Here is a 19,790-nt window from a genome sequence, read left to right on the forward strand (position 1 = left end):
GATGCAACTCTTTCACTCTAGTATTCCCCTGGTGTATTCATATTCCGGAATATATCCTGAGCATTCATTGTCAGCTCGTTCCCCTCTACCCATCGTACAGCAGCTCCGTTCAACCATTTCATTACACTGTATTGCCCATGTTCCAAAGCATAATGTATGGAGTCCTTCATTCTATGATGATAGATTGCCACAATGGGATGATGTATACCTTCTACCTCCACTGCTAGTACGTCATCATCCTCATAGGCCGCAACCAATGAATCTATTACATCACTACTTATGTAGGGCATGTCACACGGAAGGATAACATACCGATCTGCTGGGAAGTGTGCCATGACGGAATATATGCCTGCTAGAGGCCCACATCCCATGAACTCTTTCACATCAACAATAGCATTCAATCCTTGATGAAATTCTCCAAGAAATTCCGAGCGGGCCACTAACACAACCACATCACTTACCGTCGATAAAGCTTCATACGCAATCTCATAATAAGGCTTACCTTTCATCGTTGCAAAAGCCTTCGGAGATCCATACCGCCGCGACAATCCGCCTGCAAGCACAACACCTATCGTGTTCATTATCCACCTCCTATCTTGACTACTCCAAAGATTATTACACCTTTCATCAACATCTCAATTAAAGTTACTATTATCCTTTACGCCAAGCATGAAATGCATCATCCAACCCTTGATCTTTATCTCATCTGAAATGTAGAATACGTCATAATCCTCGTCTATCTTCACTCCTTCATATACCAAAACCAATATAATATTCGTTAGTGTATGTAAGCTTGCCCATTCTTCCTTCGTTCGTACGATCACAACTTTCGGTTCACTCGCTTGCTTAAATCCCTCTATTAATATGAGATTAGGGTCAGACAACTTGGCCATATTCAATAACCCTATATACTCATCTTCCTTGCGCATATGTATCTGAACTACACCACCGCCGACAACGATAGAACTAGCGGCCCCACTATTCAAGAACTTCATACTATCTGTTTCAGAAGATGGCATCTCGAGTGCTCCGCCATGTCCATGATGTTTGATTACCGACACACGAAAGTGTTGAGCTACTAATTCTCGAATCCAGTATTCAATGAGTGTTGTTTTTCCACTATCTTTGTAGCCCACAACCTGCAATACCTTTACAGCATTCATTAAGGTAGACCTCCCTTCTTTAAGCTGCTACATGAAGCTTGTACTATGACAGCCTTCGTGTAGATCCATCATAGGATAACCCCTTCACCCAAACAACTGATTTCATTCGTAAATTCACTTATCTCCATCTATAAGTTTAATAACTATAGAACTTTGGGTAATCTGTATAACAGAGCAGACATATTCCACTTATGAGAGATCATATTATTCATACTATTATTTATTATACCTAGGGGGATTACACTAACATGAAGCGCAATCATACGATGATGCAGTTTTTCGAATGGCATGTTGAATCAGATGGAACACATTGGAATCGTCTAAGAGACTCCGTATCTGAATTGAAAGAAAAAGGGATTACTACCGTGTGGATTCCACCGGTCACCAAGGGACAATCGGATAAGGATACAGGATATGGTACATACGATTTATACGATCTGGGCGAATTCGACCAAAAGGGATCGGTTCGAACAAAATATGGAACCAAACAAGAACTCGTCGATGCGATCACAGCATGTCACGATCATGGTCTTGCAGTATATGTAGATCTGGTCATGAACCATAAAGCTGGAGCAGATGAAACAGAGAAGATTAAGGTCATTGAGGTAGATGGTGAGAACCGGACGAAAGACATATCAAAGCCCTTTGAAATCGAAGCCTGGACGAAATTCACTTTCCCAGGACGTGGAGATAAGTACTCCTCATTCAAATGGAATGCCGAGCATTTTAATGGGACAGACTATGACGCTCGAAATTCACGTAATGGGGTTTTTAGAATTCTTGGTGAGAATAAACATTGGAACGAGAATGTAGACAATGAATTCGGTAATTATGACTATTTAATGTTCGCTAATATTGACTACAATCATCCACAAGTGAAAAAAGAAATGATCTCTTGGGGTAAATGGCTTGCTAACACTTTGTCTTGTAATGGCTATCGACTTGATGCTATCAAACATATTAATCATGACTTTATTAAAGAATTCGCTACTGAAATGATGAAAGAACGTGGAGAGGATTTCTACATGGTAGGTGAGTTCTGGAATCCCGAACTATCTGAATGCCAGCAGTTTCTAGATACGATTGATTACAAGATTGATCTGTTCGACGTATCGCTTCACTACAAGTTACGTGCGGCTTCAGAGGCTGGTAAATCTTTTGATCTCAGAACTATTTTTAAAGATACGCTAGTCAGCTCTCATCCACAGAATTCTGTCACGTTCGTCGATAACCACGATTCCCAACCTCATGAAGCGCTAGAATCGTGGGTTAAAGATTGGTTTAAACAAAGTGCATATGCTCTTATTCTGCTAAGACAAGATGGCTATCCTGTCGTGTTCTACGGAGACTATTATGGCATTGGTGGATCAGAACCACAAGCAGGCAAACAAGCAGCTATAGATCCTCTGTTGTATGCTCGTTACCATAAGGCTTATGGCAAGCAAGAAGATTATTTCGATCATCCGAATACGATTGGATGGGTGCGCCAAGGAGTGGAAGAAATTGAACGTTCGGGCTGCGCAGTTGTAATCTGTAATGGTGATAATGGAGAGAAACGAATGTGTGTTGGGGAACATCATGCAGGGGAAGTCTGGGTCGATCTAACCAACACTAGAGAAGAAAGTATAACCATTGAAGAAGACGGTTTTGCAACATTTCCAGCTAATGGCGGTAGTGTATCTGTCTGGGCATATCCAGAAATTGATGTAGAATAATCGTGAACCATCCAATACAAAAAGGGCACTCGTTACAGCGTATACGCTACCTGTAAGCAGAATGCCCTTTTTCCTCATGAAATCTATACCTTAGGATGTGATTCAAATATAATTCCTTAATTCCTTGTTTTTAGCGTATTCATCACTAGCATGTCCAATTGTTGAATAATATCCTTAAGCCCATGCTCTTTCTCTAGCAATCCAATAAGCGCGCGAATCAAGACCCCTTTGGGTTGTTCACATGCAAGTTGCTCTTGCAATAGTTGTGTAGCTTCCTGAAGTTCCGTCTTCTCCGAATTCGATATATTAAGTTCCTTGATGGTAGACATGACTTGCTGGATTAGATCACTTATTTGTGTAACATCAGGAACTTGCTCCCCTTTTAGCCCATACTGTATATATTCACTCATGTCTGAATCTTGTAATAAAGCGGGTCTTGTTCTGACTTGTATATTTGTCGTCATATCCTCCATGCACTGTACGGCAAATATAGCCAAATCCCGAGCAATAAGTGACTTTTTCTCAAAAACGAATAAGAATATAAACTCTCGCATAATTCCATTATAAATCATCACGAGGTCCCATATATTAGGTTCGATACCCTCCCCAAATACGCGCAAGAGGCTCTCTCGATTATAACTCAGCAGATTAGCCCTTAGGCGGAATAAAAAAGGCGCGATCTTTCCATCAGGCAACGTTAATTTCTTCACTTCCTGCATAATAAAACTATTATCTAGAAAGAAACCAATTTGACATTCCGTCTCGCGAATAAACACTTCCTTTAGGGAAAGCGTCTGGTCTATTCGAATATTTCTAATTTGTTCAGTCATTCTCTGTTGTTGCATCATCAAGACTTCAATAAGTAAATCTTCCTTGGAACTAAAGAAGTTATATAAAGAACCCTTAGCGACGCCACAGTCATCTGCAATGTTCTGTATAGATGTAGCAAGATACCCTTTTTCCAAGAAAAATCGCATGGCTGAATCTAATATTTTCTGTTTTATTACGCTCAATTCGCATCCTCTTTTCAAGAAATAAATTGACTTTATTTAAAAATTGAGTAAAATTTAGTATATGTTTTGACCGATGAGTTTTATAAAAAACTACATGGTCAATAGTACATACTAATTCATTTAACGTCAAGATATCTAACTCATGGAGTTGATGAGATTACATTGATTCCATTCTATATATATCACTAAGTAACTCAATGGAGAATGGGAGAGAGATAACTGAATGGCATTACAAACCGTAACAAGTGCACCTGTAAACACCGAGTTTTCTATAAAGGCAATTATTGCTCCCCTCATGGCTGTTATCCTAGGTATGATTATGGTCATCCTTGACAGTACCGTTATCAACGTGGCTATTCCGAACCTACAAGCATATTTCGGAACAGACTTGAAGACAATTCAATGGACGATTACCGGATATATGCTAGCATTATCGGCCGTTATCCCACTTGCTGGATGGATGACCGATAAGTTCGGGGCTAAGAAGATCTTCGTCATTACGATAGCCTTATTTACATTCGGATCCATTCTTTGCTCTCTGGCTCAAACCTCAGAACAACTCATCATCTTTCGAATCATCCAAGGGCTTGGAGGAGGTATGGTCGCTCCCATCGGAATGGCTATGGTCTTCAAGCTTGCTCCACCTGACAAGCGAGGGGCCGTCATGGGTACGCTAGGTATTCCAATGTTACTCGCTCCTGCCTCAGGACCGATATTGTCGGGTTGGCTGATCGACATCGCATCATGGCATTGGATTTTCATTATTAACGTACCCATCGGAATTGTTGCTGTCATCGTAGGCATTAAGTTCTTACCTTCATTTGAGAGTAAAAAGGTACCTTCCCTCGATATTCTTGGAATCATCCTCGCTCCGATCGCATTCGCTATGTTAGCTTATGGCGTAAGTGAGGCAGGAACCAGTTGGACATCTAGAAGTACATTAACAGGATTGATCGTTGGTGGCGTTGCCCTCATCCTATTCATTATCGTGGAGCTTAGACAGAAAGAACCTTTATTAGAACTTCGTGTCTTTGCTTCTTCTGATTTCACAAGAGGTGTAGTCTTGTCTTGGATCACCCAAGTCGCTATGTTCGGTGCTATTCTCATGATTCCTCTATATTTACAAAATGTTAGAGGCTTTACACCACTTGAAAGTGGCTTCACCACACTCGCTCAAGCCCTTACATCCATGGTCTTTATGCCATTTGGAGGTAAAATGTTCGATAAATGGGGCGCACGTCCACTTCTCTTAGCAGGTCTAACGCTAGTATCGACAGCCCTTTTCTTATTCTCTCAGATTACGATTGATACAGCTATGTCTATGATTATACTTCCACTTATATTTATGGGTGCAGGTATGGGGCTTACGATGATGCCACTTAATACGCACATCCTAAATTCAGCTCCACGCAGACTTGTGAATCGGGTAACGCCTTTAACATCAGCTACACAACAAGTGGTTACATCGTTTGCTATTGCTGGATTGACTGGGTATTTAACTTCACAGATCGTCCATTACATGTCTGCTCCCGAGACAGCGGGGAACTTGCAAGCCAGCTCGACCGCAGCATTTGCTGATACATTCTTGATTACAGCATGCGTCGCTGTTGCAGGTCTTGTGCTAACCATATTCTTACGCAAACCTCGTGTTAACCCTGGGGATGAGCTTGCAGATGGCGAAATGCCAGACGTAAAAACAATGATTTCGCATTAATTGAATGTACGTGTATTGAAATAGGAGAGGATGTCCCGCAAGCCTTGAATTAGGCTAATGGGACATCCTCTTGTTTATTAGACTCAACGTGACTACTCATGTTGTTCAGCTATAGTGTCGTGTTATTGTAGTCAGTTGCACTGTCCTGTTCTCAGGGTAATAAGTTCATATGAGTGAATTGAAACTTCACGACCTATTATTCGTAGTAAAACAAAGCCAAGGAGGAATGAATATATGATCAAGCGTTTACTTCAAAAATTATTAGGGTCAGTCCAACATTCCAAACAACGAAATCATCGGTACAGCTCCAGTAATCGTAAGCAACAATATAGTCGGCATAGTTCGTCCGACCGCGGTTATGGACGCAACAATCAAGGCCAGGGCTACTACAAGAAAAGATCTAGAAGTTCTAGCTAGTCGACAAGCCGCTATCCGCGGCTTTTCTTATTGTCATCGATTCAGCCAATGGTCCAAGTCCCGCACAAACTGTTGTGGATCTGTATAAGGAGGATCCATCTGGAGAAGCTTGCGAAGCATATGTTTAGTCAGAGGTGAGACTGTTAATTCGTCTTCCCATCCTGCATTTGATTCAACTTCAAATGTATCCGAATTATACCCGGAATACAGCATAAATAGCATGAAGTGGCCAATACCATATAGATCATTCGGAACTTCCGCGGTTGTACTAAGTGCTCTTTCGTCATCTGAGCCGAATTTATTTCGAATCGGCTCACCCATTCGAGAGGCCAAGCCAAAATCAATGAGGTGAATCTGATCTCCGTCCAATATGACGTTCGGTAACCGGATATCGAGATGGACGAATCCTTGCTCATGGACATAACTTAAAATGCCCATCAATCTGCGAACGAAATAAATCGCCTCGTGTTCAGAGAACACTGCCCCTCGCTCGAAAATTAGATCATCTATCGTCTGTCCTTTCACATACTCCGTTACCATATGCAATTGATTCTTATATTCCAACGACGATAAGCATCTCTGAATCGAAGGATGCCTCAGCCGACCCAGAACGTCAATCTCTCGGTATAACAAATCTCGACCGACCTTCCCCTTACTAGGCTTAGCTTGCTTTAGAACTACCTCTTGCCCAGAATCCAAATCTACGCATATGTATGTCAACCCGTAGCTACCAAGGCCAAGGAATTGTTGTATTCGGTATTTGTCAGTAATGACAGTACCCTCTTTTGTAGGATAGTCGATCCAAGCTTCGTATACCCCTTTCAAATACTCGATCACATCCATCGTGCCTCCTGAAATATTGAATTTTGTAGAGCCACTTAGAGTTATTACTTTTATACCATCATAGTCATTAAATTATATCATTTGCTCTAGATTCAATATACATAAACGAATTGGGTTGGGGACAAGCATCCCAAATCCACTTCGCTTATGTTAGCTACTATGAGTAATTTTCTCATCCTGAATGTGTACATGCCTCTCCGAAATGTCGATAACCCCAGCGAAATTATTATAAAAAGTTAAACCCACTGAGAACTTTTTAATATGCCTCGTGCGTCTTACCCACGTAAGACAAAACAGGTGAAGGACTGAACAGCATATGAAAGACATCTCAGAGAATAACAGAATAACAACAGAAGGTGACGTTTCTACTCATAAACAAACCTCTCATCAAAGACGTTACATACCAGGGTTAGATGGCCTTAGGGCATTATCTGTACTCGCCGTCATCGCCTATCACCTCAATCTTACTTGGGCTCCCGGCGGACTCTTAGGTGTCGGAGTTTTCTTCGTTCTCTCCGGTTACCTTATTACGGATCAGATCGTCACCGAGTGGCAACGAAACGGTAGACTTAATCTCAAAGATTTCTGGATTCGACGTGCCCGTCGTTTACTACCAGCCATGTTCGTCATGCTAGCTCTTGTTGCTGTGTGGCTCTTCATCTTCGATCGTTCCCGATTGATATCGTTACAAGGTGATTTTGTATCCTCGGCCTTGTATTTCAATAACTGGTGGCTCATATTTCACAACGTATCGTATTTCGAAAGCTTTGGTCCTCCTTCGCCTATTGGACACCTTTGGTCGTTAGCTATCGAGGAACAATTTTACTTGATATGGCCTTTAGTTCTAATTGTCGGATTACGAATCGCACCACAACGTGGCAAACTCATTCTATTCATTCTTGCAGGTACAATGCTCTCTATACTAGCTATGACTTTACTCTTCGAACCGGGCATGGACCCCAGTCGAGTTTACTACGGTACAGATACTAGAGTATTTGCCCTATTGATTGGAGCGGCACTTGCTATAGCTTCGCCAAGTCACAAGAATACCAAAGCAATCTCACGCAGAGCTCGGAATGTCCTAGATCTGACTGGAACGATTGGACTACTCAGCATCATTCTTATGATTTGGCGAACCAATGATCAAGGTGATTTCCTGTACTATGGCGGATTGATTCTTTTGTCTGTTCTGTCTGCAATGGTTATAGCTGTCCTTGCCCATCCTGCGACTCGACTAACCAAGATCATGGGTATCAGACCTTTGCGGTGGGTCGGTATTCGGTCCTATAGCCTATATATTTGGCATTATCCAGTCATTATTCTAACTAATCCTGTCCTTAATACCGCTGAACCCAATGGCCTGCATATCATTCTTCAAATAGGAGCTAGCCTTGTGCTGGCCGCACTATCATTTAAATACATCGAAGAACCGATACGCCATGGTTTATTAGGAAGATTGTGGGGAAAAATAAGTATTCGGCCCCGCTTTAAATTTCGAGCTACGTTCCTTGTCATTACAAGCTCATTCATCCTATTCTGCATAGCTTGCAACAGCAATATAGATACACAACCCTCAGTCCAACCGACGATAGAAACCACTATTACGAATAAGGCTGAGCATCCCATCGACATGGTATCCCCAACAGAAGAATCCCCTTCGATAGCCATTGAAGAGACGGATAAGCCATCTGATCTACCCATGACACCTGAACCTAAAGAACCGACCGATAAGCCCCACACGAAGAAGAATGGCGTGGGTAAGGGGGTATTCGCCATAGGTGATTCCGTTATTCTTGACGCAGCTCCTTTTCTAGTAAAAATGCTACCTGGTATTGTTGTCGATGGTAAGGTTGGCAGACAAATGTCTCAAGCTAAGGAAGTCATCGATAGACGCAAGTCAACTGGGGAACTTGGCAATCAAGTGATCATTGAGCTCGGAACGAATGGGGCATTTAGCGCTAAGCAGTTGCGAACGTTACTCTCCTCGTTGGATGATATTCAGCACATTATATTGGTAAATACCCGTGTCCCAAGAAAATGGCAAAATACCGTTAATTCAACACTACGAAAAGTAGCTTTTGACTTCCCAAATGTTACAGTGGTCGACTGGCATTCTTCAAGTAAAGGTAAACCTGCGTATTTCTCCGAAGACGGAGTCCATCTTACACGTGAAGGTGCAGCCTTCTACGCATCACTTATAGCCAATGCCATTCAGACTAAGAAACCATGAGTAATCCTCATGATGAATTTAGTTAATAGATCTTAAAACTTTTTAGTGGGGGTCATACGTCTTCCTTATATAAGACACTGGAAAGGATATTACAATATGGCGAACCGGAATATAGAAAAAATACTTACACGTTGTATAACCGATAACAAAGAGAATGTATATCGATTATCCTACAGCTATGTGAAGAATAAAGAGGATGCTTTGGATATTGTCCAAGACTCTATCTACAAAGCTATTTCGTCCATCGATCTACTCAAGGATCCTGAAGCCGTAAAGAGTTGGTACTATCGCATTGTGGTGAATACTGCATTAGATTTCTTAAGAAAACAAAAAAAAGTCCAAGTCGTGGACGAAGAAACGATTCTATCTAACAGTCCCGGAACCGAAGATGTATACCAAGATATTGATTTAGAAAGAACATTGGATGATCTACCCGACAAATATCGAAGTGTTATCGTACTGAGATATTTCGAAGATTTAAAGATTGATGAAGTCGCAGAAGTATTAAATGAAAATGTAAATACGATAAAAACCCGACTATATCAGGCTCTCCAATTGTTGAGAGTCACAATGAATGATGAATATTCTAAGGAGGTAAAGTAACATGGACAACAAATTAGAACAGCTACAAGAAGAATATAGGAATGTACCTATTCCAGATGAACTTGATTTCATCGTAAACAAAGCATTAAAGGCAAAGAAGAAGAAAAAACTTAGCTCGAAGTGGTTAGCAGGGGTTAGTGCAGCAGCTATGGTCTTCGTTATTGGAATCAACGCCAGCGCAACAGTCGCCAATGCATTCTCCGTTATACCGGGAGTTGATAGTATCGTTAAGGTGCTGACCTTCCGAGAATATGCCGTGAATGAACCGACCTACAATGCAGATATCAAGGTACCCGTCATTACTAATCTAGATAATAAAGAACTAGAGCTAGGTCTAAATCAGAAATATCTTGCAGAGAACAAAAAGCTATTTGAGGAGTTCCAAACAGAAATGGAATCTTTAAAGAAAGACGGAGATGGCCATTTAGGAATTGATACTGGGTTCGAAGTTAAAACAGATAACGACAGTATACTTTCAATCGGAAGATATGTTGTAAATACGGTCGCCTCCTCTTCTACGACCATGAAATATGATACGATCGATAAGAAAAATCAAATATTATTAAATCTACCTATGTTATTTAAAGATGATAAATATATCAACGTCATCAGTGAAAATATCAGTAACCAGATGATCGCTCAAATGAAGGACGATCCTGACAAGATCTATTGGGTTGCAACCGAAGAAAATAAAGATCCGCTATTTGATTTTAAGAGCATCACAAAAGATCAAAGTTTCTATATCAATAATAGCGGTCAACTCGTGATTTCTTTTGATAAATACGAAGTTGCTCCTGGTTACATGGGGCTTAGTGAATTTGTGATACCCACAGAAGTTATTTCTGATATTCTTGTTAGTCATAATCTCATTAAATAGAAGTGAGAGTGACCAATATTTCCACTATTGTGCAACATTTTCATGAAAACCTCCGTCTAAGACTATGTAAGCAACGCAAGTTCCCAGGAAATATACACAATAATTAGACTATTGGAGGAATCACAAATGAAGAACAAAATGTATAAAGTATTAACAACAGCATCCATTCTAGCAATGGTATCTATACCTATGGCAGTAAGTGCACAGGACGTTCCAACGGTAACCAAGCATAACGGACAAGGAATCACTCACAATCAAGCCAAGTTTGCTCCTGGTACTATAGGTCAAATAACAGACTTCGTGAACGATAAAACAGGTAAATACGTTACAGTAACAGGTCGCGGTCTTACGACAGCAGATCAAAGTGAAATTAAGCTGTTAATTACAAAACATACTAAGATCGTTGATTCTAAAGGTAAAAAAGTAGCTTTAAAAACCATTATTGATGAGCAAAAGGTTGTTAAAGCATTCTACGGACCTAAGATTACGAAGAGCATTCCAGCACAAGGATCAGCATTAACACTTGTTGTTCAAAATGAGAGCTTTACAGCAGTTAACGGAAAAGTAACTGAAGTTACTGACACCGGTATCGTTGTAACAGGTAAGAATATCTACACGCAGTTCGAAGATACAATCGTTTTACATTTTGCTAAGAACGCTACGATTATGGGCCAAGACGGAAAGTCTATCAAAGCCAGTGATATCAAAAAAGGCATGAGTGTTAAAGCATTCTACGGCCCTGCTGTAACCATGAGTATCCCACCTCAATCGACAACTAACTATGTTGTAGTGGATACAACAGTTGAAGAATCCGTTCAAGAACAAGTACCAGGTACAGACGGAATCATTACAAATGTAGACGATAACAAGATCACTGTGATGGGTAGCTCTATGAAAGATGGCGGCATGAATTATGTTATCTTATCCGTTGATAAAGATACTAAGATCGTCAATCAAGACGGTAACCCATTAACACTAGCTGCACTTAAAGCAGATGTTCTTGTAGATGCTTACTACAGTGGACCGATGGCTATGAGCTATCCTGGTCAGACACATGCAGATAAAATTGTTGTGAAAAAAGCTGCAACGAATAAAATTGAAGGTACAATTATTGGTTCTGATCGTACAGACAAAGGCCAAGTGTATGTCAATGTTGGTTCTGACGAAAACATTAACAACGATGTGATTCTTAACATTACAGAAGATACTAAAGTAATCTCAGCACTTGGTGGAGAAGATAAATTGGCAGCAGGCATGAAAGTTGTCGCTTACCATTCCCCAATCATGACTAGATCATTACCAGGGATCACGAATGCTGAAATTGTAATCATCACTTCTGATAAAGTAGTATCACCTAAGTAACAGAAATTTCTTAGTCATATGAACAATAAAAACCAGCCGATCTCAATAGAGATCGGCTGGTTTTGCATTCGTAAAACAACTTACTTACTGTGCATAATCGCCTGTGTAATTAATAAGAGAAGCATCTTGTACACCCGTAATATCGCTTATATCATGAACAAACGCTGTATTATCGTCACGTAATCGAATCTCAACGGTTATTTCCGTAAATTCTTTTCTCACGGTCTTGGATTTCAAACGATAATCTAACTTTCTTAACTGTTGTCTTACTTCATCAGCCGCAATAGAAGAATGTCGAATAATTAACAAATAAGGTTGGTCTTTTATTTTGCGACGAGATAACCACATTAATGTTAACCCAATCAATAATGAACCCAATAACGCAATGGGATACAACTTCGCGCCTGATGCAATTCCTGCTGCAATAGCCCAGAACATATATACAATATCTAAAGGGTCTTTAACAGCGGTTCTGAACCGCACGATACTGAGTGCTCCAACCATCCCTAGTGAGAGTACAATATTAGTACTAATCGTCATAATGATAAGTGCCGTGATCATCGTCATAAGAACGAAGGATACATTATAGTTGTAACTGTATACTACACCACGAAATGATTTTCTATAAATCCAATAAATAAACATTCCAATCGCGAATGCTGATAATAATCCTACAAAGACATCAATGTATGAAATATTACGGAAAGCTTCAAGATTGAGTACACTTTTTTTAACAATATCTTGAAAATTAAAATTCTCTGCCACTATTATTCCCCCTAAACAACCTATTCTTTAAAATGCTTATTATTTAATTCTCGACAGATGACATACTTGGAAATTGCAGATCGAACGAATCCCGCTGGTTGAACAACGCTTCTTATGAATTCTGGCAAGAAGGAGTCATATTTCACTTCCATAATGGTAACAGGATCCATAAGAACCTCCTCTAACACAAGATTGTCATCGAATAGATCATACGTGCCAATGCCTGCAGACAACCTTTTGTCAAACGTAATTCTTACATTTCCGAACTCATATACGTACGCTTCTCTCGTATAATCGACGATTACAACTGGGCGAAAGGCACGATGGATCAATGCTGTATGGAACTCTTTCAATAGAGGACTATCTTTACTTTGTAGAAAATCTGATTCTCCAGATAGAATGGAATCGTACTCCTCACGCGTCAAGGTAGCTCCATCTTTACATACAAAATCACCATATTTACTTTTGCGTTCTAACGTGATTCTGCCATCACTTCCGTTGTAAATACGAATGCGATATTTATCTCGTTTGAAAACCCCGTTGTTCTTATCGTATAAGGAATGGTCCTGAGCCCCATCAAAATAAAGACTCCGGATACCATATCCCTCACCATCGATAGAATAATCATCCATCTTCAACAATTGAGACATCTGATGTCGAAGAGCAATATATTCATGTAAATGCAAATAATATTTGTACTCATTACGAAACTTTCTTCCTTGAAAAGGCAAGATTAATTCACCTCAAATTTCTTTACACCGTAATAATAATCGCCATTCTCATCAAAGAAAGTCTCAAAAGCGATTTGCTCATGCCCAGCACTATCGCGAACAATGACCTTCCAATAATACGTGTTATTTTTAAGATTCTTGACTGTCAACGTTGTTGACTTGATATCTTTCACCTCTTGTACAACTTGATTAAATCCTGGATCTAATGCAATGGATAAATCATAAACAAGATCATCTCCTTGGAAATCATACGAAAGTCCCCAAGAAAAAATTTGTACACCTGGTTCAACATCAACGTCATCGAGGAAGAAGGGTTTCGGTTTCTCTAGATCTTCGAGGAACCTTTGCATACTCTTCTCTGGAACTTCTGATATATTCTTATATTCATCTGAAATATCCGATATTTTCCCCGGTAAATACTTCAAGTCCGGTGAACGTTTCAAGAACGGCTCTACTTGTTCTTGATAGGCTTCTAGCTGCTTCACTACCGTATCTTTATTAATGAATTTTGACATTTCCTCTAGCTTAGCTTTGAGCTGATTAATATGTTCTTTACTCCGGAAATAGCGATTGTGCAGTGAACTTCCCCAATAATTGCTAAGTCCGCTTTGGTAATCACTTATATCTCCAAGATTACGCTGTGATTCCCAACCGCCATCATAATCCCAAGGGAGGAAGTACCACTTATCTGAATTAAGTGGCGAATACAAGTAAAAGTTATTGGCATCTGTATCCATGTTATCTGTCAGAATGTTAACCGCCATCCAGGTCAAATAATTATCAAGATCAAAGTGTTTTTCAATAACTTCTTCGATTGGAATTGACATGTTATTCACATCATCCAACATCGCTATAAGTTTATCGTGATCCTCACGACCTTTAATCTCAAGAATGGTCTCGAATTTGTTCTTATCGTATGTTGGATCTGATTGTGATTTAATCTCATCTGGATACCGTCCAAATTCAAAAAAGGCTACTTTGTATAATTGTCCATACGGATCTAGCCAATGTGACTTTAAGAACATTTTATTCGGTTGTTCAATCTGCGTATACAATCCGTAATCCTCATATTGGCTATTGTTTGCGCCTTCTGATTGATCCTTCACATATAAATGAACAAACTGTGTTCGTAGACTCGTAAAATTAGGTATTTGTTCAAATAAGTCGAAGCTAAGTTTATTCCTAATTCGAGACAGATCAATCGAATGCTTATTCAAATTAATGGTCTGTTGATTGTTCCATAATCCTGATTCATCAGACAAACGAATTCTGTAGGATTTCTGTGAAGTATATCGCGCAGTGTTTCCACGAAGGCTGATTTTGGCATTTGGTTCACTTTGTCCATAACCAAACAATCCTTGTCCGGGCCCTTTGCCATCACTAGCACCTTCTTGCACAATAGCCTTCAAATCCGCATCTGTATTTCGTTCCGTATCTCTGTTCAATCCATACCAATTCAGCTGTTTCTCATCGCTTACTTTCTCAGGCAATACAGTAACATATAAGTTCTTTAATGAACTATCTTCATCTTTATCATAAATCCGCTTATCCTCGATTAAATGCTCCACCGATTTAGACGTAGTAACTTGCTCAGAGGTTTTCCCTACTGAACTTACGTCTTCAACAGGTGCTGCACATGCCGTTAACATCATTATGGTCATGATTATAGAAACAACCGAGACAGGCTTACCCCAATTTTTTCTCGAACGATTCTTTTTGGAGAATCCACTGATCGGCTGTTGACAGAATGTATAGTAATCTATATTGCGTAAGACATACATTAATCTTGTGATTGCAGCAATGACTGCGATAAAAGAAGCGATAAACATACCCAGTCCATCATTCTCACCTTTCATCGTCCAATACGTTAATACCGCATTCAGCACCACGAAAGAGGTACTAATAATAAGTACACCCTTTCGGTCATCGAAGTACAATAACAAGTGTAAGACAACAAACATCATGATGAACATAAAATAACCTACTACAAGAAGGTTAAATGCATCTGTCTGGGCCATTGTAAATCCAATCATAGGAAGTGCCTTCATTCCAATTGCAATCGATACAATTGTGAATAACAACTGTACTTCCATTAAAAAGCTAAACTCTTGCATTAGTGTCTTTTGCATATCTTTTTTGGCTCGTTCCATTTCTTGAAAAGTACCACCTTCAGTAACTTGCTTATAGTACATTCGAAAGCGCTCATAGAATGATGTCTCAACAGATACAACAAATGTCACTAATGTTGGAATGACAGAGATAAATGCATAAAATACTGGTAAATCATAAAAAGGAGACACCCAATACGCATCTGCCACCAATGTGTCTCTTGAAATAAACCAATAAACAAAACTATGAATATAAATACCGGCATAAAAAAATGTACCAATAAAAAATAACGACGGGAATTTCTTGAAATAAGATAGAAATCTAAAATAAAGATGGCTTCTTCTTGCTGCGAATACTTGTTCAAAATGATAGGATGACATAATAGCTATGATGAAAAATCCTATATCAATAGCTAATATAGCTGCTGTTGTCGCATTTAACTCTGTATATCTCAATAGTATCCATCCGGATATCAAGGAAATGACTACACCTATCGCGAAACTTCGCACAATACGCGTATAATCCTTGAGCGCGGATAAATACACAGCTTGAACCCAGATGACAATCAGTTCCATGAAGAACAAATAAGTAACAAACTTATAGCTTATGCTAGCAGATACATGAGGAACAAATAACCATACCGTCAATGCCCCCAATGGTAAGCAGATCATAAGTGCTCCATAATAAGACGCCAATATATGATCATACTTTTTCTCGAAGATCATATCGGATAAAAACCTTGTTAATACCAACGTGATGCCACTTGTAATCAAGATTGAGAATATAAAGCAATATTGTACTGTAGCGATATACAGCTCCCAATCTAAGTAGTTACCGTTATTAATGGCCATCAATCTTTGTAGTGCAATAATTAAAAACATGCATAGTACCATAGGACCTATTGTCGTTAAGGCAGAAAAAGTATACGCCTTAACATTGTTTATTAGCCCTTGTTCACGGAATAATTTTCTTAGTTCAAAGCCGATTCCGGCCATTGTTGTCCCTCCCCTAATTCTGCATATAACCTTTGATAATTAGTAATGAAATCTTGATGTTTATAATAACGTGAGACACGCTCTAACCCGTTACGCCCCATCTCATCACGGAGACTAGGAGATTTACATAGTTTGATAATACTTTGTGCCATAGGTTCATAATTCATAACCGGCGTTACCAATCCAGCGGGTCCAATACCATCATTCACACCATTTAAAAGTTCCTTACAACTGCCCACATTCGTTGTGACACAAGGTATACTGCATGCCATTCCTTCTAAAATAGCCAACGGTTGCCCTTCGCTTATGCTGCTTAATACCAAGATATCCATCTTTCCTAAATAGTCCTTCACCGCAACCTGACCTGTGAATATAACATCCTGTAGTTCCAATGACTCCGCCATTTGCAAACACTCCTGATAATATTCTGGGTCCTCTTCGACCGGTCCCATAATTATCAGTTCTGCATTCAGAATTTCACGCTTCACAAGTGCAAAGCTATGCAACAACGTCTTGATATCTTTAATAGGAACAATACGAACGAGTGCGCCTATACGAATGACATCTTGATCAGGTGCCTGAGGAAGATCAAGATAATCACTTACATTGACTCCGTTAGGAATAATGTCGATCTTAGCAGGATCACAACCTAACTCTATTTGAATTTCCTTATTACGATTAAATAATGTAACAATCTGATCAGCAGCATTGTAAATACATCCAGATAACGTATAGAAGTATTCGATCCATAGATCTTTAAAGTAGCCTTTAACCCAATCTGCTTTAATAATTTCTTCTTCTCGTTCCCGAGAGTAAATCCCATGTTCCGTTAAGATAAGTGGACTTCCATGTAGATGCTTAGCTAGTGCTCCGACTACTCCTGCATAACCTGTAGACACGCTATGATACAAATCAGCTTTAGGAATATCACTACGAATCGTCATAAAGAGCGGCAAGATCATCGAACGAACCGTCCAGAACATTTCAGTAAAAGGGACTCTAGCGTATTTGGTTCGAGATAAATCTTCTAAAATATCAAAATAATCTTTACTCGATAGAAAGTTCGCAGCATTCTGAAACTTCTCCGTACGTAATAAATCGAAGATGTTACTCCAGTTCACTGTTCCTTCTCCACCTAACAAGGACCTTAAATCTTCTTCTTGTTGTGATGTCAGTCGAAAACGATTTCCCCAATCTTCAGGCTCATCGATGTAAGCATCTAGGAACACTTCTTTAATCTCAACCACATTGTTAGGCAATTTGTATTTAAATTTCCCTTTTTGCTTACTTTGAGCTCCTATAGCATAAATAATGAATTCATGTTCTGGCATTTTCGTGATCAAACTGTGGATCCAACTTGACACGCCACCTGTGACATAAGGATATGAACCTTCGGCTATCATACAAATTCTCATCGTTGTTAACCACCCAATCCGATCTGGAATTTTGCTTCCGTAGCTCTAATTAAATAGGTATTCTCATCAATTTTACTTGACGTACATTTCTGTAACTTGGCGATGCTTCTCTCCGTACGTAGAACGAAATAGTTATCATCCTGAAAATAAGTGATTTCTCCGCTTATGGAATCAACATCATATGTCCACTTCACTTTAGAGTTCAGAACTTTCTCCAGATCGATAGCTCCCTCTGTGGCTGTCATAGCACGTAGCCAAGGGTACGTTTTATTTAAACGTTCAAATTTGGAAGAGAAGGCCTTCGATAGCTCTTTCCAAGACAATTGCTTACCCCTGAGTTCATCTAGCACATCATCAGGATGGACAAAGTGTGAGTAGATCCCAAGGGAAGTAATGGTATTAGCCTCTGCCCAACGTTCAAATGGCGTATCCACATATCCAGATGTCACCCGAGGCATCTCAATAATTCCATCCTCTGCCACCTCATATTCTTGAACATAGGACATATTTGTTGAATCCTCTTCATACAAGGAAGAAATGACGGTTAGATCAGGCCAAGCCTCTTTCAAGGCATCGCGTCCTTCGGGACTCATCATATTTGAAGGGGGTACATAGCTCATAATTTTATAATTCGGAAAAGAATTGTTCGTATATTTCAAGACTTCGGCAATCGACTGAGACATTTCTTTCGTACTTGGCCACACTTTATATCCGTAGTTATCTGCCACTTCATCGTCCATTTGTAACGATTGATGGTTATACCCGTGAATGCCAATCTCGCCACCGCTCTTAATAATCTCCCGACCATACGATATTAAGTTATACGGGTCCTCATCAACGGGCGCATTAAACGGTGGATCAACTTGATCGTTATAAGATTGAATAACCATCGCTGTATATTTTAATCCTGCATTTTTGGCTGCCTTCAACATATCCGGCCACCATATATCACGATAAAACTGTGGGATATCTTTGTGATACTCATCGTAGATAGAAGCTGTTTTTCCTTTCCGAATGGGTGATGGAAAATCGTCTATAAATAGTTGTTTGGAGTTAAATATAGGGTAAATGAAATTGGGCTCTAGTAAAGAGATTCCTCCCGCAAGGATTCCTCTATTAATTTTCTCCGTTAACATCGTACCGTTAAAGACCATAAAAGCCCCTTGTCCATAAGCTCTTCTCCACATCAAAGGTATACCATCAAGGTTTGTAGCTAGCAGTTCCGAATCATGATCAATCTCTATACTATTCGTTGTATTAGCTACAAAGATATCCTCTATAATAAGGTCACTCTCTCCAATAAGTACATTCGATGTCAGCTTAATTCCTTGGGATAGAAAGGCGTCCGAAACAGAAACTATACCTAACTTCCGATAGATTTGGTTAAATGCATGATCTCTCTCTAACGAACTCGTAAACATGACATATCCACCGTTATTCACATATTCCGACAAAGAGTTAATATTGTCTATGGGATCCAGTTCTTGGTTCGTAATAATCGTCATCGCACAAGGTTCAAGATTAAGCTGATCCACATTCGTATTTATACTAATGTTCTTCTTCTTCATGTATTGTAATATTCGGGTAGCGTTATTCTTCATCTTAACACTAGCCTCTTCATCCGAGTTATATACGACACAACTCGTAGGTCCATCTATATCTATCGCTTCAGCTTGTCCAAAGTTACTTGGAAATACTTGGCGATCTTCTGCAAGATTTGTATTTCTACTAAACTGCAAAATATACTGAGAGCGAGAGATTTGCATGACCATGGCTAATACAGCGATGGCTGCCAACATCACATAGATATTCCTATTTAATTTAAAACCCTTCTTCAT

16 protein-coding genes are annotated in these 19,790 nt (G+C 39.6%); 7 read left to right on the forward strand and 9 right to left on the reverse strand.

The features are described 5' to 3' along the window. Nucleotides 1-17: 17 nt before the first annotated feature. Together PBAT_RS05910 and mobB are read right to left on the reverse strand one after the other, a co-directional pair. The gene (locus tag PBAT_RS05910; protein WP_068647523.1) at nt 18-581 is read right to left on the reverse strand and encodes a molybdenum cofactor guanylyltransferase; all 564 of its coding nucleotides are present in this window, start codon (nt 579-581) and stop codon (nt 18-20) included. A 54-nt stretch (nt 582-635) separates the two neighbouring features. Further along, the gene (gene mobB / locus PBAT_RS05915) at nt 636-1,163 is read right to left on the reverse strand and encodes a molybdopterin-guanine dinucleotide biosynthesis protein B (RefSeq protein ID WP_068647525.1); all 528 of its coding nucleotides are present in this window, start codon (nt 1,161-1,163) and stop codon (nt 636-638) included. A 248-nt stretch (nt 1,164-1,411) separates the two neighbouring features. On the opposite strand from mobB, the gene PBAT_RS05920 reads away from it, so the two are divergent. Next, the gene (locus PBAT_RS05920) at nt 1,412-2,878 is read left to right on the forward strand and encodes an alpha-amylase (RefSeq protein WP_068647527.1); all 1,467 of its coding nucleotides are present in this window, start codon (nt 1,412-1,414) and stop codon (nt 2,876-2,878) included. Between the two features lie 116 nt (nt 2,879-2,994). On the opposite strand, the gene PBAT_RS05925 is transcribed toward PBAT_RS05920, so the two are convergent. After that, nucleotides 2,995-3,891 (reverse strand): TetR/AcrR family transcriptional regulator, encoded by an 897-nt coding sequence (locus PBAT_RS05925; protein WP_068647529.1) that lies wholly within the window; start codon nt 3,889-3,891, stop codon nt 2,995-2,997. Nucleotides 3,892-4,114: 223 nt separating this feature from the next. Between PBAT_RS05925 and PBAT_RS05930 the strand changes: the two genes are divergently transcribed. Then, nucleotides 4,115-5,605, forward strand: a complete 1,491-nt coding sequence (locus tag PBAT_RS05930; protein ID WP_068647531.1) for a DHA2 family efflux MFS transporter permease subunit — start codon at nt 4,115-4,117, stop codon at nt 5,603-5,605. 234 nt (nt 5,606-5,839) lie between these two features. Beyond that, complete coding sequence (locus tag PBAT_RS25160; protein WP_149466273.1) at nt 5,840-6,022, forward strand: hypothetical protein; 183 nt, start codon at nt 5,840-5,842, stop codon at nt 6,020-6,022. Between the two features lie 33 nt (nt 6,023-6,055). Here PBAT_RS25160 and PBAT_RS05935 read toward each other — a convergent pair whose 3' ends face one another. Continuing rightward, nucleotides 6,056-6,859, reverse strand: a complete 804-nt coding sequence (locus PBAT_RS05935; RefSeq protein WP_169810083.1) for a serine/threonine protein kinase — start codon at nt 6,857-6,859, stop codon at nt 6,056-6,058. 322 nt (nt 6,860-7,181) lie between these two features. Between PBAT_RS05935 and PBAT_RS05940 the strand changes: the two genes are divergently transcribed. The 4 genes from PBAT_RS05940 to PBAT_RS05955 all read left to right on the forward strand — a co-directional run bounded on the left by PBAT_RS05940 (nt 7,182) and on the right by PBAT_RS05955 (nt 11,937). Next, the gene (locus PBAT_RS05940) at nt 7,182-9,095 is read left to right on the forward strand and encodes an acyltransferase family protein (protein ID WP_084402854.1); all 1,914 of its coding nucleotides are present in this window, start codon (nt 7,182-7,184) and stop codon (nt 9,093-9,095) included. A 96-nt stretch (nt 9,096-9,191) separates the two neighbouring features. After that, nucleotides 9,192-9,698 (forward strand): sigma-70 family RNA polymerase sigma factor, encoded by a 507-nt coding sequence (locus PBAT_RS05945; protein ID WP_068647535.1) that lies wholly within the window; start codon nt 9,192-9,194, stop codon nt 9,696-9,698. Nucleotide 9,699: 1 nt separating this feature from the next. Beyond that, entirely contained in the window at nt 9,700-10,575 is an 876-nt protein-coding gene (rsiV, locus tag PBAT_RS05950) for an anti-sigma-V factor RsiV (protein WP_068647537.1), read from the forward strand. Between the two features lie 126 nt (nt 10,576-10,701). After that, complete coding sequence (locus tag PBAT_RS05955; protein ID WP_068647539.1) at nt 10,702-11,937, forward strand: peptidase; 1,236 nt, start codon at nt 10,702-10,704, stop codon at nt 11,935-11,937. An 84-nt stretch (nt 11,938-12,021) separates the two neighbouring features. Here the strand turns inward: PBAT_RS05955 and PBAT_RS05960 are convergent, their stop codons facing one another. Genes PBAT_RS05960 through PBAT_RS05980 form a run of 5 tightly spaced genes read right to left on the reverse strand, consistent with a single transcriptional unit; the run spans nt 12,022 to nt 19,790 of the window. Beyond that, complete coding sequence (locus tag PBAT_RS05960; protein ID WP_068647541.1) at nt 12,022-12,702, reverse strand: DUF4956 domain-containing protein; 681 nt, start codon at nt 12,700-12,702, stop codon at nt 12,022-12,024. Nucleotides 12,703-12,722: 20 nt separating this feature from the next. Then, nucleotides 12,723-13,433, reverse strand: coding sequence for a polyphosphate polymerase domain-containing protein (locus tag PBAT_RS05965; RefSeq protein ID WP_068647543.1), 711 nt, complete (start codon nt 13,431-13,433; stop codon nt 12,723-12,725). Between the two features lie 2 nt (nt 13,434-13,435). After that, complete coding sequence (gene pelG, locus PBAT_RS24635) at nt 13,436-16,537, reverse strand: exopolysaccharide Pel transporter PelG (protein ID WP_084402855.1); 3,102 nt, start codon at nt 16,535-16,537, stop codon at nt 13,436-13,438. Continuing rightward, nucleotides 16,513-17,952 (reverse strand): GT4 family glycosyltransferase PelF, encoded by a 1,440-nt coding sequence (gene pelF / locus PBAT_RS05975; RefSeq protein WP_068647545.1) that lies wholly within the window; start codon nt 17,950-17,952, stop codon nt 16,513-16,515. The genes pelG and pelF overlap by 25 nt, the downstream gene beginning before the upstream one ends. Nucleotides 17,953-17,957: 5 nt before the next feature. Further along, a complete protein-coding gene (locus PBAT_RS05980) occupies nt 17,958-19,790 on the reverse strand; it encodes a DUF2194 domain-containing protein (protein ID WP_068647547.1) in 1,833 nt (610 codons plus the stop codon).

It is taken from the genome of Paenibacillus antarcticus (genome assembly GCF_001637225.1).
Classification (GTDB): Bacteria; Bacillota; Bacilli; order Paenibacillales; family Paenibacillaceae; genus Paenibacillus_AQ; species Paenibacillus_AQ antarcticus.